Raw genomic sequence first — 23,247 nt, forward strand, 5'->3', positions numbered from 1 at the left:
TGGCCGAAGGCCATCGCGAAGCGACGCGAGGAACGAGCGCCCTTGAGGGACCGGCCCGACACGGAGAGACGATGAGACTGACGGGAAACCCCCATACACATCCCTGACCACGGCCCGAGTGGCTCCCGCCCTCCAGGGCCGCCGCTCGGTTCTCGACTCCGCTCTCGGTCGGCTTCCGCTCCCTAGAGCCGTCCGCCCCTTCCCGACCTCGGTCGGCCGGCCCCCGCTCCCCAGAGCCGTCCGCACGCTCCCGACCTCGGTCGGCTGGCTTCCGGCTCCCTAGAGCCGCCCGCTCCCTCCCGACCCCGGTCGGCCGGCCCCCGCTCCCCAGGCCGCCCGCGCCTTCCCGGGCCCGGTCCGCCGGTTTCCGCCGTCCGGAGCCACCGCCCCGCTAGCCGGCCTCGCCCGCCACCCCCGCCAAGGCTTCGAGGGCTCGGGTGAAGGCTGTGTCCGGGGGTGATGCGTAGCCGATCACCAGGCCCTCGCGGGGTGGGGCCGGGTCGGACGGGTGTCGGTAGGACGAGAGGCCGTCCAGTGCCAGGCCCGCGGCGCGGGCCGCCGCGAGGGTGGGGGATTCCCGCCCCGGGGGGAGTTCCAGTACGGCGTGCAGCCCGGCCGAGATGCCCGTCACCCGGACCTCCGGGGCGCGGGACGCCAGTAGGGCGACCAGCCGGTCGCGGCGGTCCCGGTAGCGCAGGCGCATCCGGCGTATGTGGCGGTCGTACGCCCCGCACTCGACGAAGTCGGCGAGCGCCAGCTGGTCCAGCGCGCTCGCCCAGGATTCCCGCAGCCCCTTCGCGGCCAGGACCCGGTCGCGCAGCTGGTCGGGGAGGACCAGCCAGCCCAGGCGCAGCGCGGGGGAGAGGCTCTTGCTCAGCGAGCCCGCGTACACCACGTGTTCGGGGGCCAGTCCCTGCAGTGCGCCGACGGGTTTGCGGTCGTAGCGGAACTCCCCGTCGTAGTCGTCCTCCACGATGACTCCGCCGGAGCCGCGGGCCCATTCCACGGCGGCGGCCCGCCGTGCGGGCAGCAGGCGGCCGCCGGTCGGGAACTGGTGCGCCGGTGTGAGCAGTAACGTACGGGCAGGGGCGGGGAGTTCCGCCGTCCGGGCGCCGTCCTCGTCGACCGCGACGGGGTGTGCGCGGACCCCGGCGGTCTGGAGGATGCCGTGGTGGAAGGGGAGTCCGTACGCCTCGACGGCCCAGTCGCGGGGCCGGACGGAGGCCAGGAGCCGCAGTCCGTTGGCGAAGCCGGAGCAGATCACGATGTTCTCGGGGCCGCAGCGCACGCCCCGCGCCCGGGAGAGGTAGCCGGCCAGGGCGCGCCGCAGTTCGGGGCGGCCCTGCGGATCGCCGGGCCCGAAGGCCTCGGTGGGTGCCTCGGCCAGGGCTCGGCGGGCGCTGGTGGCCCAGGCGCCCCGCGGGAAGGAGGCGGGGTCGGGCTTGCCCTGGAGCAGGTCGTGGCGGGGCCGGTCGGGTGCGGCTCCGGCGGCGGGGGTCGGCGCACCGTTGGTCGCGACTCCCTCGGCGACCCGGGTGCCGGAGCCCTGACGGGCGGTGAACCAGCCCTCGGCGACCAGCTCGGCGTACGCGTCGGCGACGGCGTTGCGGGCCAGCCCGAGGTCGGCGGCCAGTGTCCGGTACGGCGGCAGCAGGGTCCCGCCGGCCAGTCGGCCGCTGCGTACGGCGCTGCGCAGGGCTTGGGCGAGGACGGTCCGCCGGGCCCCCTCGGCGGGGAGTTCCAGGTGCAGGTCGGCGCCGCCGGGGCCCGGGCCGGGGGTGGTCATGGGCGCGGCTCCGGGGCGAAGACGGTGTGGGTGGCCGTCAGGAAGCGGCGTACGGTCTCCCGTTCGGCAGGATCGAAGGAGTCGAGCACCTGGAGCATCCCGTCGATCAGGGGGCCGAAGAACTCCCGGCCCAGACGGATGGCCGCCGGCTCCACGCGCAGCAGGATCCGGCGGCGGTCGCGGTCGTCGCGGACGCGTGCCACGTGACCGAGCCCTTCGAGGCGGTCGATCACGGCGGTGGTGCCCGCGGAGTTGAGGCCGAGGCGGGCGCCGAGCAGGCCCGCGGTGGCCGGTTCGCCGGCGCGGGCCGCGTCCAGCAGGCAGATCAGGGCGCGTACGTCGGTGGGGTGCATGCCGTTGCGGGCGGCGAAGTCCGCCTGGCGCAGGCCGAACTCGACGGTCACCGCGCGCAGCAGGTGCACCAGTCGAAGGTTGTCCGGTTCCCCTTCTTCGCGCGCGTTCACCGGTTCCTCGTTGTCGTTCACATCGCCCCCTGACAGAATCTCTCGCTGAGCGAGATTATTGCCTGCCGAGATGCTGGATGAGGGAGGGGAGTGGACATGCCCGGGACGTCTTCCTTCCGCGCCGCCTACGGCGCGGTGCTCGACCGGTGGCCCGGCCCCGTCGAGGCCGTCGACCTGCCCACCCCGTACGGGGAAACCCGCGTCAACACCTGCGGCCCGGCCGGCGCGCCTCCGCTGGTGCTGCTGCCCGGCGGAGGGGCCACCTCCACCGTGTGGGGGGCGTGCGTCGCGGAGGGGGCCGCGCGCGCCCACCGGGTGCACGCCGTGGACCTGGTGGGAGACCCCGGGCTCAGCGCTGCGGCGCCCAGCCGCGCGATCAGGGCCGTCGGGGACCTGGTCGGCTGGCTCGACGCGGTCCTCGACGGGCTGGGCCCGGGCGGACCGGTGACCCTCGCCGGGCACTCGTACGGGGCCTGGATCGCCGCCCACTACGCCGCCCGGCGCCCGGCCCGGCTCGGCCGCCTGGTGCTGCTCGACCCGACTCAGGTCTTCGCGGGGCTGCGCCCGGGGTACGTACTGCGCGCGCTGCCGATGCTGGTGCGGCCCGCGCCGGAGCGGATCCGCTCCTTCCTCGCCTGGGAGACCCGCGGGGCCGCGCTCGATCCGGCCTGGCTGCGGCTGCAGGAGGAGAGCGCCGGCTTTCCCGCCGTGCGGCCGGTCACCGGGCCGCGCCCGGACCTGGCCGGGCTCGCGCGACCGGCGGGCACGGGCCCGCGGATCGACATCCAGTTCGCCGCGCTCGCCCGCTGCCACGACTCCGGCCGTGCGGCCCGGGCCGCACGCGAGGCGCTGCCGGGCGCGCGGGTCGGCGTCCTGCCCGGGGTGTCGCACCACGCGCTGCCGCTGACGGCCGCCGCGGAGATCGTCCGGCGCGTCTTCTAGCCCTTGCGGGACAGGGCCTCGCGGACGGCCTCCTCGGAGCGGCCCACCACGGCCGTGCCGTCCTCGGCGGTGATGATCGGGCGCTGGATGAGCTTCGGGTGGGCGGCCAGGTGGGCGATCCAGAGCCCGCGCGCCGCGTCGGTCTCCTCGCGCGGCAGGTCCCGTACCCCGGTCTCCTTGGCGAGGGGGTCCGCGGTGCGCGTGATGTCCCACGGCTCCAGCCCGAGGCGCCCGAGCACCTCGCGGATCTCGTCCTCGGAGGGCACGTCCTCCAGGTAGCGGCGCACCGTGTACTCGGCGCCCTCCGCGTCCAGCAGGGTCAGGGCGCTGCGGCACTTGGAACAGGCCGGATTGATCCAGATCTCCATGGCGGCACCCTACCCAGGGCCGGTCTGGCCAGGGGCTTCTGTCAGTGGTCCCCGGTAAAATCGAGGAAGAACGACAGGAAGCCAACTACCGTTTGGGAGGCTGTAGATGGCCACTGCCACCACCGTCCAGCACGTCAAGAAGAAGCCGCTGCCGGCGGGGTTGCCCCGCGAGTGGTACGAGAGCCACAACCGCCGTCTGAAGGCGATGCGGCTGGCGATATCCCTGCTCGACTCGGGGACCTACGACGCTCGGCGTGCCACCAACCGGAAGATTCGGACGATGGCCGTCCGGACGGGGATCCACCGGCCGTCGAATGTCACCTGCAAGATGGTGCGCGCGTTCATCATGGAGTCGTAGGCGTCAGGCGTCAGGCGTCAGGCGTCAGGCGTCAGGCGTCAGGCGTCGGTCGTGTTCGCCACGGCTCGGCACTGACCGTACGACAGGGGTCCCGGCCGGCCGAGCGCGGCCGGCCGGGACCGGACCAGCGGTCCCCCCGGGCCCGGGATTCCGGCGGGGCTCCCGCAAGATGATCTCCATGCAGCACATCGAGTTCTTCACCTACACGTCCGAGCGCCTGTGGGGCGTCCGCGTCGACGGGGCCGATCTGCGCGTCCATGCCGCGGATGCCACCCGTCCTCTGTGGCTGCGGGAGAAGAGCGCCTACGAGAGGACGCCGCAGGACACGGAGGACTTCCTGCTCAAGCAGTACGCCGGGATGGCGGAGCACGTCCTCGGTGACCCGGTGCGCCACTTCCTCGGCGACGCCGCCCCGGACGTCCGGGACATCCAGACGGACGCGACTCCGGTGCTGGGGTGCCCCTGCGGCATGTGGGAGTGCTGGCCCCTGTTCGCCCGCATCACCGCCACCCCCGGGACCGTCACCTGGGCCGCCTTCCGCCAGCCCCGTCGGCAGGCCTGGGGCGATCTCGCCCTCGGGCCGTTCGTCTTCCCCCGGCCCGCCTACGAGCACGCGCTCACGCACACCGTCCACCACGGCGAGGACCCCCTCACGGCGCTGCCCGCGCCGCCGGGTCCCGCCCGTCCAGGGACAGCAGCAGCAGGGCCACGTCGTCGTTCGGACCGCCCTTCGTGAAAGCCGCGAGGTCCCGCCACACCGCCCCCACCAGACCCTCGGGGTCCCGTGTCAGTACGGGCACCCGGGCGGCCAGCGGGTAGAACTGCCCCGCCGCGTCGCGGGCCTCCGTCACGCCGTCGGTGTGCAGCAGCAGCTGGTCCCCGGGACGCACCGCCAGTTCCGTCACCACCGGCGGGGTCGGGCCGGCGAGCCCCAGGCCGAGGGGCGGGCCCGGCTCCACGGTCAGCTCGTCCACCACCGATCCGCGCACGCGCAGGGCCGACGGATGCCCGCACGACACGATCCGTACGACGTCCAGCCCCGGCGGGAACTCCAGCAGCACGGCCGTGGCGAACAGCTCCGGATGCTCGACCGAGGTGGCCGCCGCGTCCGCCACCAGCCGCCGGTCCAGCCGGGCGGCGACCGCCGCGAGCCCGGCGTCGTCGATCACGGCCTCGCGGAAGGCGCCGAGCAGCGCCCCCACCGTGGAGACCGCCGCCAGGCCGTGTCCCTGTACGTCGCCGACCAGCGCCCGTACCCCGTACGGCCCGGCCCGTACGTCGTACAGGTCGCCGCCGACCAGCGTGCCGCGCTGCGCCGCCCGGTACAGGCCCGAGCAGCGCACCGGGCCCACCCGGTCCGGTACCGGCGGGAGGACCGCGAGCTGGGCCGCCTCCGCGACCGTCCGCACGCTGACCAGCTGCGCGTCCCGGCGCTGGCGGACCCAGGCGATCACCACGCTGAGCACGCAGACGGCGGCCACCGTGGCCAGGTCCGTACTGCGGGCGTGGCCCACGCCGAGGGACGGCAGGCCCAGGAGCAGCAGGACGATGGCGGCGAAGGCCGCGGTCCCGGCCGCCCCGTACGCGAAGGCGGCCACCGGGGGCAGGCCCGCCAGGAAGAACCCGAGCTCCGCGCCCGGGGTCAGCGCCTGGGCGAGGACCAGCGCCACCAGGGCCGCCGCGGGTGCGATCCGGGCCCAGCGTGGCGGCGGTTCCCCGCGCAGCCCGCCCGGCTCCTCGCGTCGGCGTCTCACCCCTCCACCCTGGTACGGGGGCCGGGTGCGCGCACCCCGGACCGGCCCGCCGGGTGGCCCCGTGGGCCCCGGGCCGCGACAGTGGGGGCGTGACGGCAGGCGAAGGCGCGGGGAAGCGGCCTGGCAAGGCGCACATCGAGGCGCACGGCGAGGGCGACGGCTCGCAGAGCGCGGAGATCAGCACGCGGCTCAACTGGCTGCGCGCGGGTGTGCTCGGGGCCAACGACGGGATCATCTCCACCGCGGGCCTGGTGGTCGGTGTGGCGGGGGCCACCACCTCGCGCTCGGCGATCCTGGCGGCGGGCGTCGCCGGGCTGCTGGCGGGCTCGCTGTCGATGGCGGCGGGGGAGTACGTCTCCGTGAGCTCCCAGCGGGACTCCGAGCGGGCCGCGCTCGACCTGGAGCGCTGGGAGCTGGCCCAGGAGCCGGAGGCGGAGCTCGACGAGCTCACCGACCTGCTCGCCGAGCGGGGACTCAGCCGGGACGTGGCGCGGGAGGCCGCCGAGCAGCTGACGGAGCGGGACGCGCTGCGGGCCCATGCCCGGGTGGAGCTCGGGATCAATCCCGACGAGCTGGCCAATCCGTGGCACGCGGCCTTCGCCAGTCTCGTCGCCTTCACGGTGGGGGCGCTGCTGCCGCTGCTGGCGATCATCCTGCCGGGGCCTTCGGCGCGTGTGCCGGTGACGGTGGCGGCGGTGCTGGCGGCGCTGACGCTGTGCGGGGTGATCAGCGCCCGGCTGGGCGGGGCGCCGATGGGGCGGGCGGTGCTGCGGAACGTCGCGGGCGGCGCGCTCGCGATGGGCGTCACCTACGCGGTGGGCACCTGGCTCGGCACCACCGCCTGAGCGGGGCCGGGCCCGGCTTCCGCGCCGGGCCCGGCTTCCGCGCCGCGCCCGGGCGGCCTCAGGTGCGGGTGCACAGGTGCCCGGCCGGGCACGCCTCGCAACCCCGCTGCTCGATGTGACCCGAGGACCAGGCCAGGTCCCACGCGGATCGGGCCGCCTCCGCGTCCCCGTCGTGGTGGCGTGCCGCGAACTCCTCGAAGTCGGGTTCCTCCCGCCGGCCCCGGCAGCACCGCACGTAGACGACCGCCATCGCGGCCTGCAGCGGGAGGTCGTGCAGCATCAGGTCCGGCCGGCACGTCCGGGGAGCCGCCGCCGTCCGCTCCCCCAGGACCGGCGGCCTCCCGGTGTCCAGGACCCGGTCCCGGTCCCGGTGGATAGGACCCGGTGGCGCCGGCTCGCGCAGGGGGTACTCCGCGGCCCCGCGCCGGTCCCGTGGACGCCGCTGCTTGCCAGGCTTCCTGCGCCCCATGCCTCACACCCTCGCTGCTCGACGTGCCGGACGAACCGATAACGACGGCCCGCCGCGCGCGGACACCGCCGGGCGTGCGGCCGACCGGCAGGATGGGGGCATGAGGATTGCTGTCACCGGGTCGACCGGGCTCATCGGAAGTGCACTCGTGCGGTCCCTGCGGGCGGACGGGCACGAGGTGGTGCGGTTCGTACGCCGGGAGCCCGTCGGGGCGGACGAGGCGCGGTGGGATCCGGCACGGGGGTTCGTGGACCCCGCCGGGCTGGCCGGCTGCGGGGCCGTCGTGCATCTGGCCGGGGCCGGGGTCGGGGACCACCGGTGGACGGCCGCGTACAAGAGGGAGATCCGTGACAGCCGGGTGCTCGGCACGGCCGCGCTCGCGAACGCCCTCGCCGCGCTCGACGAGCCGCCCGCCGTCCTGGTCAGCGGTTCGGCCGTCGGCTACTACGGGGACACCGGCGACCGGGCCGTCGACGAGGGCGCCCCCGCCGGGCAGGGGTTCCTGCCCTCGGTCTGCGTGGAGTGGGAGGCGGCCGCCGCCCCCGCCCAGGAGGCCGGGATCCGGACCGCGTTCGCCCGTACCGGTCTGGTCGTCGCCCGCGAGGGCGGGGCCTGGGGGCGGATGTTCCCGATCTTCCGGGCCGGTGTCGGCGGCCGGCTCGGCAACGGCCGCCAGTACTGGTCGTACATCTCCCTCCGGGACGAGGTCGCGGCCCTGCGGCACGTCATCGACACCCCGGGCGTGTCCGGCCCGGTCAACCTGACCGCCCCGGAGCCGCTGACCAACCGCCAGGTCACCGAGGCCATGGCCCGGGTGCTGCACCGGCCCGCGCTGCTGCCCGTGCCGGCCGTGGCGCTGCGCGTGGTGCTGGGGGAGTTCTCCGGGGACGTGCTGGGCAGTCAGCGGGCCCGGCCCGCGCGGCTGCTGGAGTCCGGATTCGTCTTTCGCGACCCCGGCATCGAGCAGGCGATCCGCGCCGCGCTCTGAGATCCGCGTGCGACCACCGTGCGACCGTTCGTGACCCATATGCGACCGCTGTGCGACCGGAGTTGACCGCAATACCCGGGCGAACTCGGGTTCCCCTTTAACCCGTTGGGGGAAGGAGGATCCCCACACAGCCGCGCCGACCTCGGGGAGGGGCACGTGCTCAGCAGCGCACACCAGGCCGCACACCATGCGGACGTCGTCATCGTAGGAGCCGGAGTCTCAGGACTCGCGGCAGCGCAGCACCTGATCGCAGCCGGAGTCACGGTCACCGTCCTGGAGGCCGCGGACGACCCCGGCGGGCGGATGGCCACCGAGTCCGCCGACGGATTCCGGCTCGACCGGATCGGCCAACTGCTCAACACCGCGTACACGGAGCTCGAACGCACCCCCGGCCTGCGGGCCCTGACCCTGCGCCCCTTCGCGCCGGGCGTCCTCGTCCACACCGACGGGAAACCGCTGCGGGTCGGGGTCCTCACCCCGGCCCGGGCCCTGGCCAGCGGCTCCCTCGACCAGGCCCGGATCAGCGCCGCCCTGGCCCGGCTCGCCACCCTGCCCGAGGAGAAGCTGCTCGCCCGACCCGAACGCACCGCACACGCCGCCCTGCGCTCCCGGGGGCTGCCCACGCGCACCCTGAACGGGGCGCTCCGCCCCCTGCTCGCCACCCTGCTGCGCGACCCGGAACTCACCACCTCCAGCCGGGTCGCCGACCTCGCCCTGCGCACCTTCGCCCGCGGCCGCCTCGCCGTGCCCGAGGGCGGCGCGGCGGCCCTGCCCGACCTGCTCGCCGCCGCCCTGCCACCCGGCACCGTACGGACCGGCGTACGGGTCCGGTCGGTGGCGACCAACCTGGTCACCACCGAGGAGCACGGCGACTTCCGCTGCCGGTCCGTGCTCCTGGCCACCGGCGCCCGCGCCGCCGCCGAGCTCCTGCCCGGCCTGCGCGTGCCGGCCTTCCACGAGGTCACCGTCCTGCACCACGCCACCAGCGCACCCCTGTTCCGGGACGGCTCGCTGCTCCTGGACGGGGACCCCAGGTGGCCCGTCTCCCACACGGCCGTGATGAGCGCGGTCGACCCGACGCGGGCCCCGGCCGGCCGGAGCCTGGTCACCACCACCGTCCTCGGGCCGCCGCCGCCCGTGCGTACGGTCGCCTCGCGCCTGGCCCGGCTCTACGACACCCCCACTCGCGAGTGGGAGCTGCTGACCGTCCACCACACCCCGGAGGCGGTTCCCGCGATGCCCCCGCCGCACGACCTGCGGCGTCCCGTACGGGTGCTGGCCGGGCTGTACGTGTGCGGTGACCACCGCGACACCAACACCGTCCAGGGAGCCCTGCACTCGGCCCGCCGTGCCGCCGGAGCCGTCCTGCGCGACTTCGGCATCCCCATCCCGGTGGCACCGGAACCCGCACTTCCGGTGGCGGCCTGAGAACCACCGACGCCACAGGGTCCCGGTCCTCCCGCCAGGGGACCGGGCCCCTGCCGTCGGCCGGCCGCCGGGCCGGCGCCGTCAGGACAGGGCCGCCACCCGGTCCCGGTAGGTCCGCACGGCCGAGGCGTCCCGGTAGGGCTCCAGCCGCCGCTCGAAGTCCCGTACGTACTCCACCGCCCGCACCGACCGCATCTCCATCGCCTGCTGCGCCGCCTCCGCGCCCAGCGCGCACGCCTGGTCCAGCTCGCCCAGCCCCAGCCGGGCCGTGGCCAGCACCACCCGGCAGAACAGCCGGGACCGCGCGTACCCCGGCGCCCTCAGCTGCAGGGACCGCTCCGCGTGCTGGGCCGAGGCCCGGTACTGCTGGAGGTCCCGGTGGCAGTGCCCGAACTCGTCCGCCAGCTGCGCCTCGTCGAAGGCGCGCGCCCAGTGCGGTACGTCGTCCCCCGGACGGGCCGCGCCCAGCGCCCGCTCGGCCCGCACCAGGGACGCGGTCGACGCGCGGACCTCGCCGAGGACGGCGTGACCGCGCGCCTCCGCCGAGTGGAGCAGCGCCTGCACCACCGGCGGCGGGCCGGAGCCGACGCCCTGCTGGGCCACCCGGGCCAGCTGGACGGCCTCGCGGCCGTGGCCGAGGTAGACCGCCTGCCGGCTCATGGTGACCAGGACGTACGAGCCGTAGGGCCGGTCCGCGGCCGCCTGCGCGAGCCGCAGCGCCTGAACGAAGTACCGCTGGGCGAGCCCGTGCGCGGCGATGTCGTAGGAGGTCCAGCCCGCGAGCCGGGTCAGATCGGCGGCGGCCGAGAAGAGCCGCCGCCCGGTGGTCTCCCCGTAGGTCCCGCGGAGCATGGGCTCGGCCTCGTGCTCCAGGTAGCGGACCAGGGCCTGGCGGGCGTGCCCGCCGCCGTAGGCCTGGTCCAGGGTCCGGAACAGCTCGCTCACCGATCTCAGTGCGGCGATGTCCCCGCTGGTCACGCGCTGCCCGGGGCCGCGGTCGATCTGCCGCTGCCGGGGTACCGAGGCCCGTCCCTGCAGCGGGACGCGGGCCGCCGAGGGCTCCGCGCCCCGGCCGACCCGCTCGTCGGCGCGCCCGATCAGCCAGTCCCGGCTGGGCACGACCAGCCCGGCCGGGGTGAAGGCGATCTTCCGGAGCTCGGCGTGCGAGCCGGAGTCCTTGCGCCACAGCCCGCTCGCGATGTCGACGGCTTCCTCGGGGGTGGCCGCGAACTCCAGCCCCGCGTACACGGGCGCGCAGGCGTCCAGGCCGAGGTCCTGGGCGGAGAGCCGTCGGCCGAGGCGGCGGGTGAAGACCTCGGCGATCAGTGCCGGGGTGGTGCCGCGGGGCTGCTGCCCGCGCAGCCACCGGGTCACCGAGGTCTTGTCGTAGCGCAGGTCGAGACCGTGCTCCAGACCGAGCTGGTCGACGCGGCGGGCTAGCCCGGCGTTGGAGAACCCGGCTTCCGCGATCAGCGCCGCGAGCTGCCGGTTGGGGACACGCTGGGCAGGTCGTTCCGTCATCGGCTCCACGGTTTCCTGACGTGACGGACCGGGGTCCCGGCCCTGTGAACGGCGTGAATGTAGCGGCGAACTTCGCTGATGCTGCCCTCTCTGCCCCACATTCATCCGATCGTGTGCAGAATGCGTAGGGCCCTTTACGGACCGGCCCCCTCCGCCCGCGTACGCTGCGGGCCATGACCCCTCGGCCCCCCAGGGCGCACCTCCCCGAGGAGCGAACCGAATCCACCGCCCCGCTGCCCCCGCCCGAACTGACCGAGGCGGAGTGCCGGCGCTGCGGCACCTACATCGCGGGGCTCGACGGCCGGTACGCGTGCGGGGTGTGCGGCTGGGTCAACGACCACTCGGAGGGCCACCGGCGGCTGCCGCGCGCGGACGAGGACCCGGACCGGCCGTCCAGGGGACGGCGCCGGCCGAAGCAGCTGCCGGGACCCCCGGCGGAACCCGCGCGGGAACCCGCGCATGAGCCCGCCCCCGAGCCCGCGCCGGGGCCCTGAAGGGGCCCGCACGGCCCGCCGTACCCTTGCTCAGTGAGGTACGTGCACACAGCAGGTTCAACGAGGAGGCGCTGCGGTGGCTGAGCTTGGGTTTGTCCATCTGGGCTTCGGACCGGAATCCGTCGAGTACACCCGGGCCTGGGAAGAACAGCGCAGGGTGCACGCGGCCCGCTTCGCGGACGAGATAGAGGACACCTGCCTCCTGCTGGAGCACCTGCCGGTCTACACGGCCGGCCGGCGTACCGATCCCAGCGAGCGCCCGCTCGACGGCACCCCCGTCGTCGACGTGGACCGCGGCGGCAAGATCACCTGGCACGGCCCGGGCCAGCTGGTCGGCTACCCGATCATGAAGCTGCCCCGCCCGGTGGACGTGGTCGCCCACGTCCGCCGCCTCGAAGAGGCCCTGATCCGCACCGCCGCCGAGTTCGGCCTGGAGACCACCCGGGTCGAGGGCCGCTCCGGCGTCTGGGTCCTGGGCGACCCCGTCGAGGAGCGCCCGAAGATCGGCGGCCTCTCGCTGGAGTTCGACCCCCGGCTGCACGACGAGGAGTTCGACGCGCGGCTGAACGGCCCCGAGTACGCCCCGTCCAACGCGGGCCAGCGCCGCGAGGACCGCAAGCTCGCCGCCATCGGCATCCGGGTCGCCAAGGGCGTCACGATGCACGGCTTCGCGATCAACGTGAACCCGGACAGCACCTGGTTCGACCGGATCATCCCCTGCGGGATCCGGGACGCCGGTGTGACCTCGCTCTCGTACGAACTGGGCCGCGAGGTCACCATCGCGGAGGTACTCCCGGTGGCCGAACGGCACCTGAGGGACGTGCTGGAGCACGCCGAGCCGAAGCCCCGTGAAACGGCGTCGGCCGCGGGCGCCTGACGCCCCGGGAATGCGGCCGGCCCCTCGCAGGTTGGCCGACGTAAGAGCGTACGAAATTACGGGCGTACCCTGGTGGGCGCCCGAACAATCGAAGTCACAGGGAGCCGGTCGTGTCCGCAGTCGCACCCGACGGACGCAAGATGCTGCGCCTGGAGGTCCGTAACGCCCAGACCCCCATCGAGCGCAAGCCCGAGTGGATCAAGACCCGGGCGAAGATGGGTCCCGAGTACACCAAGATGCAGGCCCTGGTGAAGGGCGAAGGACTGCACACGGTGTGCCAGGAAGCCGGCTGTCCGAACATCTACGAATGCTGGGAGGACCGCGAGGCCACCTTCCTCATCGGTGGTGACCAGTGCACCCGGCGCTGTGACTTCTGCCAGATCGACACGGGCAAGCCCGAGGCGCTGGACCGTGACGAGCCGCGGCGCGTCGGCGAGTCCGTGGTCACGATGGACCTCAACTACGCCACCATCACGGGCGTCGCGCGCGACGACCTGGCCGACGGCGGCGCCTGGCTGTACGCGGAGACCGTGCGCCAGATCCACCAGCAGACGGCGGGCCGCGAGACCGGCCACACCAAGGTCGAGCTGCTGGCCCCCGACTTCAACGCGGTCCCGGAGCTGCTGGAGGAGGTCTTCGCCTCCCGCCCCGAGGTCTTCGCGCACAACGTCGAGACGGTGCCGCGGATCTTCAAGCGGATCCGCCCCGGCTTCCGCTACGAGCGCTCGCTCGACGTGATCACCAAAGCCCGCGCCTACGGCCTGGTGACCAAGTCGAACCTGATCCTCGGCATGGGCGAGGAGCGCGAGGAGGTCTCGCAGGCCCTGAAGGACCTGCACGAGGCCGGCTGTGAGCTCATCACCATCACCCAGTACCTGCGGCCCTCGCCGCGGCACCACCCCGTCGAGCGCTGGGTGAAGCCGGCCGAGTTCGTGGAGCTGGCGAAGGAGGCCGAGGAGATCGGCTACTCCGGCGTCATGTCCGGTCCGCTGGTCCGCTCGTCCTACCGGGCGGGTCGCCTCTACCAGCAGGCGATGGAGAAGCGCAGCCGAGTCTGAGCGCAGGTCGAGGGTCCGCCCGAGGTACGAGGGCGGGCACTCGGCCGGAGCGGTGACGAGGCGGAGCTCGACCGCGGGTACAGAGAAGCGCGCGAGCGTGTGAAGTCGCGCACAAAGCGTTACTAGCGGGTAACACCGCGCCGACGCGGCCCCTAGGCTCTTCCCAGAGGAAGAGTCCGGCGGGCCGCGTCAGTGTTTGCAACGTGTCCATCACATTTGACCGACCGGTCACGCCCTGGTAACACCAGTCAGTGACGCTTGGTCCACGCACCGCACACACCGCTCGCATCACGCCGACGCGAGCATCGTGAAAGGGATCGACACCATGCAGGCCGCGCCCGTACGCGCCATTGCCATCCCGACCTTCTCCGATGCCTTCCGGGGCATCGAGTCCCTGCTGATGAGCGGGGCCCGCCGCAACGCCTGGACGGCGGTCCTGGAGGACCGCAAGAGGGCCAAGGACCGGGTCGAAACCGAACACGTACTTGAGGCCGCGGCTACCCGAACCCCGCAGGCCACGTAAACTTCGCTTTATGGCGAGGAAGTCAAACGCAGAGACTGCTGCGAACCCCGGGCGACTGAAGCAGATCGCCCTCACGTACAAGATGACGCGCAAGGCGGACCCGAAGGTCGGTCTGATCGTCGCGGGCGTGGGCATCGTCACCTTCGGTGTCTTTCTCGCCTTCGGCTTCCTGATCGAGCACGAGATCTACCTGGGCGTCCTGGGATTCCTGGTGGCGTTCCTCGCGATGGCGATCGTCTTCGGACGGCGGGCCGAGCGCGCTGCCTTCGGGCAGATGGAGGGCCAGCCGGGAGCGGCCGCGGCCGTTCTGGACAACGTGGGACGGGGCTGGACGACCACCCCGGCCATCGCGATGACCCGGCAGCAGGACATCGTCCACCGTGCCGTCGGCAAGGCCGGCGTCGTGCTGATCGCCGAGGGCAACCCGAACCGCGTGAAGCCGCTGCTCGCGAACGAGAAGAAGAAGCTGGCCCGGATCATGCCGGACGTGCCGGTGCACGACTTCATCGTGGGCACGGGCGAGGGCGAGGTGCCGCTCAAGAAGGTGCGCACCACCCTGCTCAAGCTGCCGCGCGTGCTGGCCGGCCCGCAGATCACCGAGGTCAACGACAAGCTGCGCGCCATGGGTGATCTCATGAGCAACATGCCGCTGCCGAAGGGCCCCATGCCGAAGGGCATGAAGATGCCGCGCGGCGGAAAGATGCGCTGACCCGGTCAGCTGATTTTCGTATACGACACAGGGGTGCCCCCCGAGCCCGTGAGCTCGGGGGGCACCCCTGTGTCGTACGGCTTCCGCTGCGGACCGGATGCGGACTAGATGCGGACCTGGACGGCGCGTGCCAGCCGGTCGTGCAGGCCGCGGCCGTCGCGGTCCCAGATCAGCGCCGGGATGACCAGGGCCAGCAGCAGCGTCCGCAGGACCACCCGGACGATGCCGAGGCGGCCGCCGGACTCCGAAATCACCCGGAGGCCCAGGATCCGCTTGCCGGGGGTGAAGCCCACGGTGCCGACCGTCAGGATGGTGAGGGTCACGAAGAGCGCGAGGGTCCAGTTGCCGGCCGAGGCCATGTCGCCGCGCGTGATCAGCCCGTAGGCAATCAGCTGGCAGCCGATCCAGTCGATCGCGACGGCGCCGAGCCGGCGCCCGAACCGGGCCACCGAGCCGGGCCCCTGCTGGGGGAGGCCGAGTCGCTGACCCGGATAGCCGAAGTCGACGCCCATCTCCTCGGCGGCCGCGCGGGGGCCGGAGAGCCAGGATCCGATTGCCTGTCTGTTGTCCACCCGAACACGGTACCCGTGGCGCCGCACGGCCCTCCGGCCGGACCCTGGTTAACTTGTGCGAAACAAATGGGTCATGCTTGGGAAATCCCGTCTGCTTATGGTCGGGTCAGCGTGCGGCACCGCACTGACGCACCACGAGCTATAAAGCCCGTCCCTGCCCCGGGGCCGGGAGTAGGAGGAGTTGGATGTTCAAGAACGCCGACGAAGTGAAGCAGTACATCGAGGAGAACGACGTCAAGTTCGTCGACGTCCGCTTCTGTGACCTGCCTGGTGTGATGCAGCACTTCACCATCCCGGCGCGAGCGTTCGACCCGGCGGAGGAGCTCGCCTTCGACGGATCCTCGATCCGCGGTTTCCAGGCGATCCACGAGTCCGACATGGCGCTGCGTGCCGACATCACCACCGCGCGTCTGGACCCGTTCCGCAAGGACAAGACGCTCAACATCAACTTCTTCATCCACGACCCGATCACGGGTGAGGCCTACAGCCGCGACCCGCGCAACATCGCGAAGAAGGCCGAGGCGTACCTCGCCTCCACCGGCATCGCCGACACCGCGTACTTCGGCCCCGAGGCCGAGTTCTACGTGTTCGACAGCGTGCGCTTCGCGACCTCCGCGAACGAGGGCTTCTACCACATCGACTCCGAGGCCGGCGCCTGGAACACCGGCTCCGAGGAGAACAACCGTGGTTACAAGGTCCGCTACAAGGGTGGTTACTTCCCCGTAGCCCCGGTCGACCACTTCGCCGACCTGCGCGCCGAGATCTCCCTCGAACTGGACGCCCAGGGCCTCCAGGTCGAGCGCCAGCACCACGAGGTCGGCACCGGTGGCCAGGCCGAGATCAACTACAAGTTCAACACGCTGCTCGCCGCGGCCGACGACCTGATGCTCTTCAAGTACATCGTGAAGAACGTCGCCTGGCGCAACGGTAAGACCGCGACCTTCATGCCGAAGCCGATCTTCGGTGACAACGGCTCGGGCATGCACGTGCACCAGTCGCTGTGGGCGAACGGCGACCCGCTGTTCTACGACGAGGCCGGCTACGCGGGCCTGTCGGACACCGCGCGCTACTACATCGGCGGCATCCTCAAGCACGCGCCGTCGCTGCTGGCGTTCACCAACCCGACGGTGAACTCCTACCACCGCCTGGTGCCGGGCTTCGAGGCGCCGGTCAACATGGTGTACTCGCAGCGCAACCGCTCCGCCGCCATGCGCATCCCGATCACGGGCTCGAACCCGAAGGCCAAGCGCGTCGAGTTCCGCGCCCCGGACCCGTCGTCCAACCCGTACCTCGCCTTCGCGGCGCTGCTGCTCGCGGGCCTCGACGGTGTCAAGAACAAGATCGAGCCGATGGAGCCGATCGACAAGGACCTCTACGAGCTCTCGCCCGACGAGCACGCGAGCGTCCCGCAGGTCCCGACCAGCCTCGAGGACGTCCTCAAGGCCCTGGAGGCGGACCACGAGTACCTCCTGGCCGGCGGTGTCTTCACCCCCGACCTGATCGAGACCTGGATCGACTACAAGCGCACGCACGAGATCGCCCCGATCGCGCAGCGTCCGCACCCGCACGAGTTCGAGCTGTACTTCGACATCTAAAAACGCCTGCTGGGAGGCCCCCCGCCACGCTCTACGGAGCGCGGCGGGGGGCCTTTCCGCTTTGACAGGTCCGCATGTCCGAGTGAGGGTGGAAATGACCTAAAAGCGCTATAAGCGAGACATGTGCGGAGGTGCATGAGAATGCGCCGTAAGATCGTTGCGGCAGCCATGGCGGGCGCCGCGGGAATCGCGATAGGTCTGCTGCCCGTCGCCAGCGCCTCGGCCTCGGTCGTCACCGGTGGTGGTGGCGGAGTCGGCGGTAACGGTGGCTACGACTGCTACCGGTACCCCTCGAACCGCTCCGACGCCCGATGGGACGCCTGCTGCAACCACGACTGGCGCAACCGGCCCAGCTGGTGCTGGGACCAGGGCGGCGTCGGCGGATACAACGACAACTGGCGCGACAACAACTGGCGCGACAGCAACTGGCGCGACTCGAACTGGTCGAACTGGAACGACTCGGGCCGCGGTGGCAACGGTGACTGGGGCAACCACGACGACTGGGGCAACGGTCGCGGCGGCAACGGTGACTGGGGCAACGGCCGTGGCGGTGACGGCGGCAACGGCGGCGGCAACTGGGGTGACGGCGGCGGTCGCGGTGGCGACGGCGGCGGCAACTGGGGCGGCGGCGGTGGTGACGGCGGCGGCGGCTGGGGTGGTCGCTGAGCCCCACCCGGAAACATAGGGCCGCGGGCCCGATCCTCCGATGCCCCTGCTCCGGACCTCAGCCGAGGAGCAGGGGCATCGCCCCTGTGAGGTCGCGCAGACAGCGGACCGCGAGCTCCGGCGGGGATCCGGGGCCCGAGACCGGGGCGTCCGTCGTCGACCACAGCTCCAGCGAGACACGGATCGCGTCCGTGGCCGCCGCCGCGAGCAGGCGCACCTCCAGCGGGTCGGCCTCCGGGCCCGCCAGCCGGGAGATCACCGGGACCAGATGCTCCTCCGAGTCCTGGTTCACGCGGTACCAGACCGCGCGCAGGGCCTGGTCGTCCGCGGCCGCCCGCAGCAGGCCGCGGGTCACCTCCAGGCCCTCCTCCACCGCCTGTTGTCCGCTCAGCGACCGGGTGACGGCGCGTTCCAGCGCCTCGCCCAGCGGTGTGCCGGGGTCCTCCTCGGCGAGCAGGGCGCGCCAGGCGTCACCGCCGCCCGCCAGCAGCGGGGCCACCGCCTCCTGCTTGTTGCGGAAGTAGCGGTAGAAGGTGCGCAGGGCCACGCCCGCCCGGTGGGCGATGTCCTCGGCGGTGGTCCCGTCGGGGCCGTGTTCGGCGAAGAGTTCGCAGGCCGCGCGGGCGATGTCCAGCTGGGTGGCGGCCTTGCGGCGCTCGGTCAGCGACTGGGCTCCGGGGCCGGGCTGGGGAGCGTACGGACGAGGGGATCTCACGGGTGAAGCGTACCCCTCACCGACCTCGATGATTGCGTTCCTTGTCATCATGGCAAAACGTGCCACTGCTCGGTACGCTCGCGCCATGAACCGTTACGAAGGACGTCGCGTCCTCATCACCGGCGGCGGCTCCGGCATCGGCCGCGCCACCGTCCACCGCATCCTCGCCGAGGGCGGCCGGGTCCACACCGTGGACGTCGACGAGGCGGGCCTGAAGGCGACCGCCGACCGGGCCGCCGCCGACGGCCACGCGGCCCGGCTCACCACGGCGCCCCTCGACATATCCGACGAGAACGCCGTCAAGGAGGGCGTGGCGGCCGCGGCCGGCGTCCTCGGCGGGAGCGGCATCGACGTGCTGGTCAACGCGGCCGGCATCCTGCGCTCCGCGCACACCCACCAGACCACCCTCGACCTCTGGAACCAGGTCATCGGGGTCAACCTGACCGGCACCTTCCTGATGATCCGCGAGTCCCTCCCGGCGCTGCTCTCGGGCGACAGGCCGGTCGTCGTGAACTTCAGCTCCACCTCGGCGTCCTTCGCCCACCCCTACATGTCCGCCTACGCGGCCAGCAAGGGCGGCATCCAGTCCATGACCCACGCGCTGGCCGCCGAGTACAGCAAGCAGGGCCTGCGCTTCGTCAGCGTCGCGCCCGGCTCCATCGAGAGCGGCATGACCACCGGCAACGGCCCCGGGCTGCCCGAGGACACCGACTGGTCCCTCTTCGCCAAGCTGGCCCCCGCCCTCGGCCAGGGCTTCGCCGGCCCGGAGACCGTCGCCGGCGTCGTCGCCATGCTGGGCTCCGACGACGGCGCGTTCATCACCGGTACGGAGATCCGCATCGACGGCGGCACGCACTGCTGATCAGCTGCGGAACCGGTCCCACAGCCGGGGAAAGCGCTCCGCGAGCACGGCTTCGTTCTCGAAGTCCAGCGGGGCGCCCTCCGGCTCCGCCGCCTGCAGCGGGATGCCCAGATCCGGCGCGACCGCCCCGGTCAGCTGCTCGTACGCCTCGTCGGCCGCGTACCCCAGCTCCTCGCCGTCCCCGTCGATCTCCTCGTCGAAGTCGCCCAGGAGCTCCGCCAGGTGGTCGGGATCGTGCACTGCGCCCTCGAACACCTCCCGCCCCTGGCCGATCAGCCAGCAGCGGAAGTAGTCGAAGGCGTCGTCGCTCGCCCCGTCGAGCAGCACCCAGGCCGCGCCCCACAGGTCCCACGTGTACGCCCGGTTGTACCGGGACTCGAAGTGCCGGGCGAAGTCCAGGACAGAGTCCGGGTCGAACTGTGCGAGCCGCTCCACGAGCAGTTCGGCATGCTCCTCGGGGTCGCCGTCGGCGGCCTCGCGGGTACGGTCGACGATCTCCCAGAACTCCGTCTCGTCCATCACCGCTCCAGCATCACGGGTCGGCCTGCTCGCCGCCACCGCGCATACGGCCAAAGGCCGGTGTCCGCCCCCGTCACGGGGGTCGGACACCGGCCTTCGGTGTGTCGTGCGCGGGCGCGCGGCCTTACAGGCCGTAGCGCTCCCGGGCCTCCTTGACGGAGGACGCCGGCACCTCGCCGCGGCGGGCGAGCTGGGCCAGCGCGGCCACCACGATCGACTGGGCGTCGACACCGAAGTGGCGGCGGGCGCCCTCGCGGGTGTCGGACAGACCGAAGCCGTCCGTGCCGAGCGAGGTGTAGTCCTGCTCCACCCACTGGCTGATCTGGTCCGGGACCTGACGCATCCAGTCGGAGACGGCGAGCACCGGACCCTGGGCGCCTTCCAGCGCGCGGGTGACGAACGGGGTGCGGACCTCGCCGCGCAGCAGCGCCTCGTCGCACTCCAGCGCGTCGCGCCGCAGCTCGCCCCAGGAGGTGGCGGACCAGACGTCGGCGGCCACGTTCCACTCGGCGGCCAGCAGCTTCTGCGCCTCCAGGATCCAGTGGATCGCCGTACCCGAGGCCATCAGCTGGACCTTGGGGGCGTCGGCGGCCGGGGCCGCCTCCGCCAGGTCCGCCGCCGTGTTGAAGCGGTAGAGACCCTTGAGGATGCCCTCCTCCACGCCCTCCGGCATGGCGGGCTGGACCTTCGGCTCGTTGTAGACCGTCAGGTAGTAGAAGACGTCTTCCGGCGTCTCGCCGTACATCCGGCGCAGACCGTCCTTGACGATCACCGCGATCTCGTACGCGAAGGCCGGGTCGTAGTTGAGCGACGCCGGGTTCGTGGACGCGATCAGGTGCGAGTGGCCGTCCGCGTGCTGCAGGCCCTCACCGGTCAGGGTGGTGCGGCCGGCGGTGGCACCGACGATGAAGCCCTTGCCGAGCTGGTCGGCGAGCTGCCACATCTGGTCGGCGGTGCGCTGCCAGCCGAACATCGAGTAGAAGATGTAGAACGGGATCATCGGCTCGCCGTGCGTCGCGTACGACGTGCAGGCGGCGATGAAGTCGGCCATGGCGCCGGCCTCGGTGATCCCCTCGTTGAGGATCTGGCCGTCCTTGGCTTCCTTGTAGTACATGAGCTGGTCGCGGTCGACCGGCTCGTACGTCTGGCCCAGCGGCGAGTAGATGCCGGCCGACGGGAAGAGGGACTCCATACCGAAGGTACGGGCCTCGTCGGGGACGATCGGAACCCAGCGCTTGCCGGTCTCCTTGTCTCGCATCAGGTCCTTGACGAGCCGGACGAAGGCCATGGTGGTGGCCATCTCCTGCTTGCCGGAACCCTTGAGCAGCGGGGCGAAGGAGCGGTCGGCCGGAGCCGGCAGGGCCACGTGCTTGACCTTGCGGGCCGGGGCCGGGCCGCCGAGGGCCGCGCGGCGCTCGTTCAGGTACTGGACCTCGGGGCTGTTCGCGCCCGGGTGGCCGTACGGGACCTGGCCGTCGGCGAAGGCGCTGTCCGGGATCGGGAGGCCAAGGAGGTCACGCATGTCCTTGAACTCGTCGATCGTCAGCTTCTTCATCTGGTGGTTCGCGTTCTTCGACTCGAACCCGGCACCCAGCGTGTAGCCCTTGACGGTCTGCGCGAGGATGACCGTCGGCGCGCCCTTGTGCTCCAGGGCGGCCTTGTACGCGGCGTAGACCTTGCGGGGCTCGTGGCCGCCGCGGGAGCTGTGGAAGCACTCGGCGATCTTGGCGTCGGAGAGCACCCCGGCCAGCTGCACGAGCTCGGCGTTGGCGCCGAAGAAGTGCTGGCGGATGTAGGCCACGTCACGGGTCGCGTACGTCTGGAACTGCGCGTCCGGTACCTCGCGCAGGCGGCGTACGAGGGCGCCCGAGGCGTCGAGCTGGAACAGCTCGTCCCAGGCGGATCCCCACAGCGACTTGATGACGTTCCAGCCGGCGCCGCGGAACTGGGCCTCCAGCTCCTGGACCACGCGGAAGTTGGCGCGGACCGGACCGTCGAGGCGCTGCAGGTTGCAGTTGATGACGAAGGTCAGGTTGTCGAGCTGCTCGCGGGAGGCGAGGGCCAGGGCGGCGGTCGACTCGGGCTCGTCCATCTCGCCGTCGCCCAGGAAGGCCCAGACGTGCGAGTTCGCGGTGTCCTTGATGCTGCGGTTCTGCAGGTAGCGGTTGAACCGCGCCTGGTAGATCGCGGACAGCGGGCCGAGGCCCATGGAGACCGTCGGGAACTCCCACAGCCACGGCAGGCGCCGCGGGTGCGGGTAGGACGGCAGGCCGTTGCCGCCGGACTCCTGGCGGAAGTTGTCGAGCTGCTGCTCGGAGATGCGCCCGTCGAGGAAGGCGCGGGCGTAGATGCCGGGGGAGGCGTGGCCCTGGATGTAGAGCTGGTCGCCCGATCCGTCGGCCTCCTTCCCGCGGAAGAAGTGCTGGAAGCCGGTCTCGTAGAGCCACGCGGCGGAGGCGAAGGTGGCGATGTGGCCGCCGACGCCGTACTTGGAGCCGCGGGTCACCATGGCGGCCGCGTTCCAGCGGTTCCATGCGGTGATCCTGGCTTCCATCTCCTCGTCACCGGGGAACTCGGGCTCCGCGGCGGTCGGGATGGTGTTGACGTAGTCCGTCTCCAGCAGCTTGGGCAGGGCGAGGCCGGCGGCCTCGGCGTGCTGGAGCGTGCGGCGGAGCAGGTATTCGGCGCGGCGCGTACCGGCGGCCTGTGCGACGGCGTCGAGGGAGGCCGCCCATTCGGCGGTCTCCTCGGTGTCGCGATCCGGGAGCTGGTCGAGCTCGCTCGGAAGCTTTCCTACGGGGTCGGACATTGCTGTGCGCCGCCTTCCGGACAAAGGAGAGGTGGTGAAAAAATCCCTGACGGGCAGGACAGGGTCGGTGGACCTGGTTGAGGTCCGCGACGACTGTAAATCGCTGATCGATGATCGATCAAATGAAAGTGACGAAGAAACGTCCATCGAGCAAAAGTCGGCACCGCGTGCCAGAGAAAAAGGCACGCGGTGCCGGGCAAACTGGGACAAATGATCCGCTCAGGCGCGGGGGGCGCACCCCAGAACATGCCGCTTCACCAGCAGCCCGATATCCGGATCCTGGCTGCGGAAGGCCTGTACGAGCGCCTCGTGCTCCTCGGCGTACGACTTCTGGACGGTACCCAGCCAGCGGATGGACAGGGCCGTGAACACCTCGATGCCCAAGCTCTCCCAGGTGTGCAGCAGCACGCTGTTCCCGGCCGCCCGCACCATCTCCCGGTGGAACCCGACGGTGTGCCGCACCTGCGCGGTCCCGTCCTCGGTCCGGTCGGCCTCCCACAGCGCCGCCACATGCGGCTCCAGCGCCGAGCAGTCGCTCGCCAGCCGGGGCGCGGCCAGCTCGGCCGCGATCTGCTCCAGACCGGCCCGGACCGGGTAGATCTCCTCCAGGTCGGCCGCGGACAGGTTCCGCACGCGCACGCCCTTGTTCGGCGCCGACTCGATCAGCCGCAGCGTCTCCAGCTCGCGCAGGGCCTCGCGTACCGGGGTCTGGCTGACCTCCAGCTCCACGGCGATCCGCCGCTCGACGATCCGCTCGCCGGGCTTCCAGCGCCCGCTGACGATCCCCTCCACGATGTGCTCGCGGATCTGCTCGCGCAGCGAGTGCACGACGGGTGGGGTGATCATCGGGGCTTCATCTCCTGTAGGGGCATGCATCGCTTCGATGCGTAGACAATACGGCCGAGTAGGCCGACCGGACGCGTTC

Annotated in this window: 26 protein-coding genes; 15 read left to right on the forward strand and 11 right to left on the reverse strand. The window is 72.4% G+C overall.

The window, feature by feature from the left end; all coding sequences use genetic code 11:
• Positions 1-391: 391 nt before the first annotated feature.
• Together pdxR and Sspor_RS29645 are read right to left on the reverse strand one after the other, a co-directional pair.
• Positions 392-1,786: a MocR-like pyridoxine biosynthesis transcription factor PdxR gene (gene pdxR, locus Sspor_RS29640; protein ID WP_202201840.1), complete on the reverse strand. Its 1,395-nt coding sequence runs from the start codon at positions 1,784-1,786 to the stop codon at positions 392-394.
• Positions 1,783-2,271, reverse strand: a complete 489-nt coding sequence (locus Sspor_RS29645) for a MarR family transcriptional regulator (protein ID WP_237404088.1) — start codon at positions 2,269-2,271, stop codon at positions 1,783-1,785. Before Sspor_RS29645 ends, pdxR begins: the two co-directional genes overlap by 4 nt.
• A 75-nt stretch (positions 2,272-2,346) precedes the next feature.
• On the opposite strand from Sspor_RS29645, the gene Sspor_RS29650 reads away from it, so the two are divergent.
• The gene (locus Sspor_RS29650; protein WP_202201841.1) at positions 2,347-3,192 is read left to right on the forward strand and encodes an alpha/beta fold hydrolase; all 846 of its coding nucleotides are present in this window, start codon (positions 2,347-2,349) and stop codon (positions 3,190-3,192) included.
• Here the strand turns inward: Sspor_RS29650 and Sspor_RS29655 are convergent.
• Positions 3,189-3,560, reverse strand: coding sequence for an ArsC/Spx/MgsR family protein (locus tag Sspor_RS29655; RefSeq protein WP_202201842.1), 372 nt, complete (start codon positions 3,558-3,560; stop codon positions 3,189-3,191). The two genes, Sspor_RS29650 and Sspor_RS29655, sit on opposite strands and share 4 nt — an antisense overlap.
• A gap of 106 nt (positions 3,561-3,666) precedes the next feature.
• Here Sspor_RS29655 and Sspor_RS29660 point away from each other — a divergent pair, with 106 nt between their 5' ends.
• Together Sspor_RS29660 and Sspor_RS29665 are read left to right on the forward strand one after the other, a co-directional pair.
• Complete coding sequence (locus Sspor_RS29660; protein ID WP_030012991.1) at positions 3,667-3,918, forward strand: hypothetical protein; 252 nt, start codon at positions 3,667-3,669, stop codon at positions 3,916-3,918.
• A gap of 178 nt (positions 3,919-4,096) precedes the next feature.
• Entirely contained in the window at positions 4,097-4,654 is a 558-nt protein-coding gene (locus Sspor_RS29665) for a hypothetical protein (RefSeq protein WP_202201843.1), read from the forward strand.
• On the opposite strand, the gene Sspor_RS29670 is transcribed toward Sspor_RS29665, so the two are convergent.
• Positions 4,569-5,672, reverse strand: coding sequence for a PP2C family protein-serine/threonine phosphatase (locus Sspor_RS29670; RefSeq protein ID WP_202201844.1), 1,104 nt, complete (start codon positions 5,670-5,672; stop codon positions 4,569-4,571). The genes Sspor_RS29665 and Sspor_RS29670 overlap by 86 nt on opposite strands.
• 89 nt (positions 5,673-5,761) lie before the next feature.
• Between Sspor_RS29670 and Sspor_RS29675 the strand changes: the two genes are divergently transcribed.
• Positions 5,762-6,517, forward strand: coding sequence for a VIT1/CCC1 transporter family protein (locus tag Sspor_RS29675; RefSeq protein ID WP_372499640.1), 756 nt, complete (start codon positions 5,762-5,764; stop codon positions 6,515-6,517).
• 58 nt (positions 6,518-6,575) lie between these two features.
• Here the strand turns inward: Sspor_RS29675 and Sspor_RS29680 are convergent, their stop codons facing one another.
• The gene (locus tag Sspor_RS29680) at positions 6,576-6,986 is read right to left on the reverse strand and encodes a hypothetical protein (protein WP_202201846.1); all 411 of its coding nucleotides are present in this window, start codon (positions 6,984-6,986) and stop codon (positions 6,576-6,578) included.
• A gap of 100 nt (positions 6,987-7,086) precedes the next feature.
• Between Sspor_RS29680 and Sspor_RS29685 the strand changes: the two genes are divergently transcribed.
• A complete protein-coding gene (locus Sspor_RS29685; protein ID WP_202201847.1) occupies positions 7,087-7,974 on the forward strand; it encodes a TIGR01777 family oxidoreductase in 888 nt (295 codons plus the stop codon).
• 156 nt (positions 7,975-8,130) lie between these two features.
• Complete coding sequence (locus tag Sspor_RS29690; RefSeq protein ID WP_202201848.1) at positions 8,131-9,402, forward strand: NAD(P)/FAD-dependent oxidoreductase; 1,272 nt, start codon at positions 8,131-8,133, stop codon at positions 9,400-9,402.
• A gap of 81 nt (positions 9,403-9,483) precedes the next feature.
• Here the strand turns inward: Sspor_RS29690 and Sspor_RS29695 are convergent, their stop codons facing one another.
• On the reverse strand, positions 9,484-10,923 hold the full coding sequence (locus Sspor_RS29695; protein WP_202201849.1) for an NsdA family TPR-like regulatory protein: 1,440 nt from the start codon (positions 10,921-10,923) through the stop codon (positions 9,484-9,486).
• A gap of 173 nt (positions 10,924-11,096) precedes the next feature.
• Here Sspor_RS29695 and Sspor_RS29700 point away from each other — a divergent pair, with 173 nt between their 5' ends.
• The 5 genes from Sspor_RS29700 to Sspor_RS29720 all read left to right on the forward strand — a co-directional run bounded on the left by Sspor_RS29700 (position 11,097) and on the right by Sspor_RS29720 (position 14,584).
• Positions 11,097-11,417, forward strand: a complete 321-nt coding sequence (locus tag Sspor_RS29700) for a hypothetical protein (protein WP_202204147.1) — start codon at positions 11,097-11,099, stop codon at positions 11,415-11,417.
• A 76-nt stretch (positions 11,418-11,493) separates the two neighbouring features.
• Positions 11,494-12,294 (forward strand): lipoyl(octanoyl) transferase LipB, encoded by an 801-nt coding sequence (gene lipB, locus Sspor_RS29705; RefSeq protein WP_202201850.1) that lies wholly within the window; start codon positions 11,494-11,496, stop codon positions 12,292-12,294.
• 110 nt (positions 12,295-12,404) lie between these two features.
• The gene (gene lipA / locus Sspor_RS29710) at positions 12,405-13,352 is read left to right on the forward strand and encodes a lipoyl synthase (protein ID WP_202201851.1); all 948 of its coding nucleotides are present in this window, start codon (positions 12,405-12,407) and stop codon (positions 13,350-13,352) included.
• 325 nt (positions 13,353-13,677) lie between these two features.
• The gene (locus Sspor_RS29715; RefSeq protein ID WP_030389055.1) at positions 13,678-13,875 is read left to right on the forward strand and encodes an SCO2195 family GlnR-regulated protein; all 198 of its coding nucleotides are present in this window, start codon (positions 13,678-13,680) and stop codon (positions 13,873-13,875) included.
• Positions 13,876-13,885: 10 nt separating this feature from the next.
• Positions 13,886-14,584: a DUF4191 domain-containing protein gene (locus Sspor_RS29720; protein WP_202201852.1), complete on the forward strand. Its 699-nt coding sequence runs from the start codon at positions 13,886-13,888 to the stop codon at positions 14,582-14,584.
• 104 nt (positions 14,585-14,688) lie between these two features.
• Here Sspor_RS29720 and Sspor_RS29725 read toward each other — a convergent pair whose 3' ends face one another.
• A complete protein-coding gene (locus Sspor_RS29725) occupies positions 14,689-15,156 on the reverse strand; it encodes an RDD family protein (protein WP_202201853.1) in 468 nt (155 codons plus the stop codon).
• Positions 15,157-15,341: 185 nt separating this feature from the next.
• Between Sspor_RS29725 and glnA the strand changes: the two genes are divergently transcribed.
• Complete coding sequence (gene glnA, locus Sspor_RS29730) at positions 15,342-16,751, forward strand: type I glutamate--ammonia ligase (RefSeq protein WP_202201854.1); 1,410 nt, start codon at positions 15,342-15,344, stop codon at positions 16,749-16,751.
• 141 nt (positions 16,752-16,892) lie between these two features.
• Positions 16,893-17,417, forward strand: coding sequence for a hypothetical protein (locus Sspor_RS29735; RefSeq protein ID WP_202201855.1), 525 nt, complete (start codon positions 16,893-16,895; stop codon positions 17,415-17,417).
• Between the two features lie 58 nt (positions 17,418-17,475).
• Here the strand turns inward: Sspor_RS29735 and Sspor_RS29740 are convergent, their stop codons facing one another.
• Positions 17,476-18,132: a TetR/AcrR family transcriptional regulator gene (locus Sspor_RS29740; RefSeq protein ID WP_202201856.1), complete on the reverse strand. Its 657-nt coding sequence runs from the start codon at positions 18,130-18,132 to the stop codon at positions 17,476-17,478.
• 85 nt (positions 18,133-18,217) lie between these two features.
• On the opposite strand from Sspor_RS29740, the gene Sspor_RS29745 reads away from it, so the two are divergent.
• A complete protein-coding gene (locus Sspor_RS29745; protein WP_202201857.1) occupies positions 18,218-18,994 on the forward strand; it encodes an SDR family NAD(P)-dependent oxidoreductase in 777 nt (258 codons plus the stop codon).
• Here Sspor_RS29745 and Sspor_RS29750 read toward each other — a convergent pair whose 3' ends face one another.
• Together Sspor_RS29750 and aceE are read right to left on the reverse strand one after the other, a co-directional pair.
• A complete protein-coding gene (locus Sspor_RS29750) occupies positions 18,995-19,513 on the reverse strand; it encodes a DUF4240 domain-containing protein (protein ID WP_237404089.1) in 519 nt (172 codons plus the stop codon).
• A 124-nt stretch (positions 19,514-19,637) separates the two neighbouring features.
• A complete protein-coding gene (gene aceE, locus Sspor_RS29755) occupies positions 19,638-22,322 on the reverse strand; it encodes a pyruvate dehydrogenase (acetyl-transferring), homodimeric type (RefSeq protein WP_202201859.1) in 2,685 nt (894 codons plus the stop codon).
• Positions 22,323-22,356: 34 nt separating this feature from the next.
• Here aceE and Sspor_RS29760 point away from each other — a divergent pair, with 34 nt between their 5' ends.
• Positions 22,357-22,536: a hypothetical protein gene (locus Sspor_RS29760; protein ID WP_202201860.1), complete on the forward strand. Its 180-nt coding sequence runs from the start codon at positions 22,357-22,359 to the stop codon at positions 22,534-22,536.
• A gap of 5 nt (positions 22,537-22,541) precedes the next feature.
• On the opposite strand, the gene Sspor_RS29765 is transcribed toward Sspor_RS29760, so the two are convergent.
• Complete coding sequence (locus Sspor_RS29765; protein WP_202203947.1) at positions 22,542-23,165, reverse strand: GntR family transcriptional regulator; 624 nt, start codon at positions 23,163-23,165, stop codon at positions 22,542-22,544.
• Between the last annotated feature and the right edge of the window lie 82 nt (positions 23,166-23,247).

This window comes from Streptomyces spororaveus, from assembly GCF_016755875.1.
Lineage (GTDB): Bacteria > Actinomycetota > Actinomycetes > Streptomycetales > Streptomycetaceae > Streptomyces > Streptomyces spororaveus.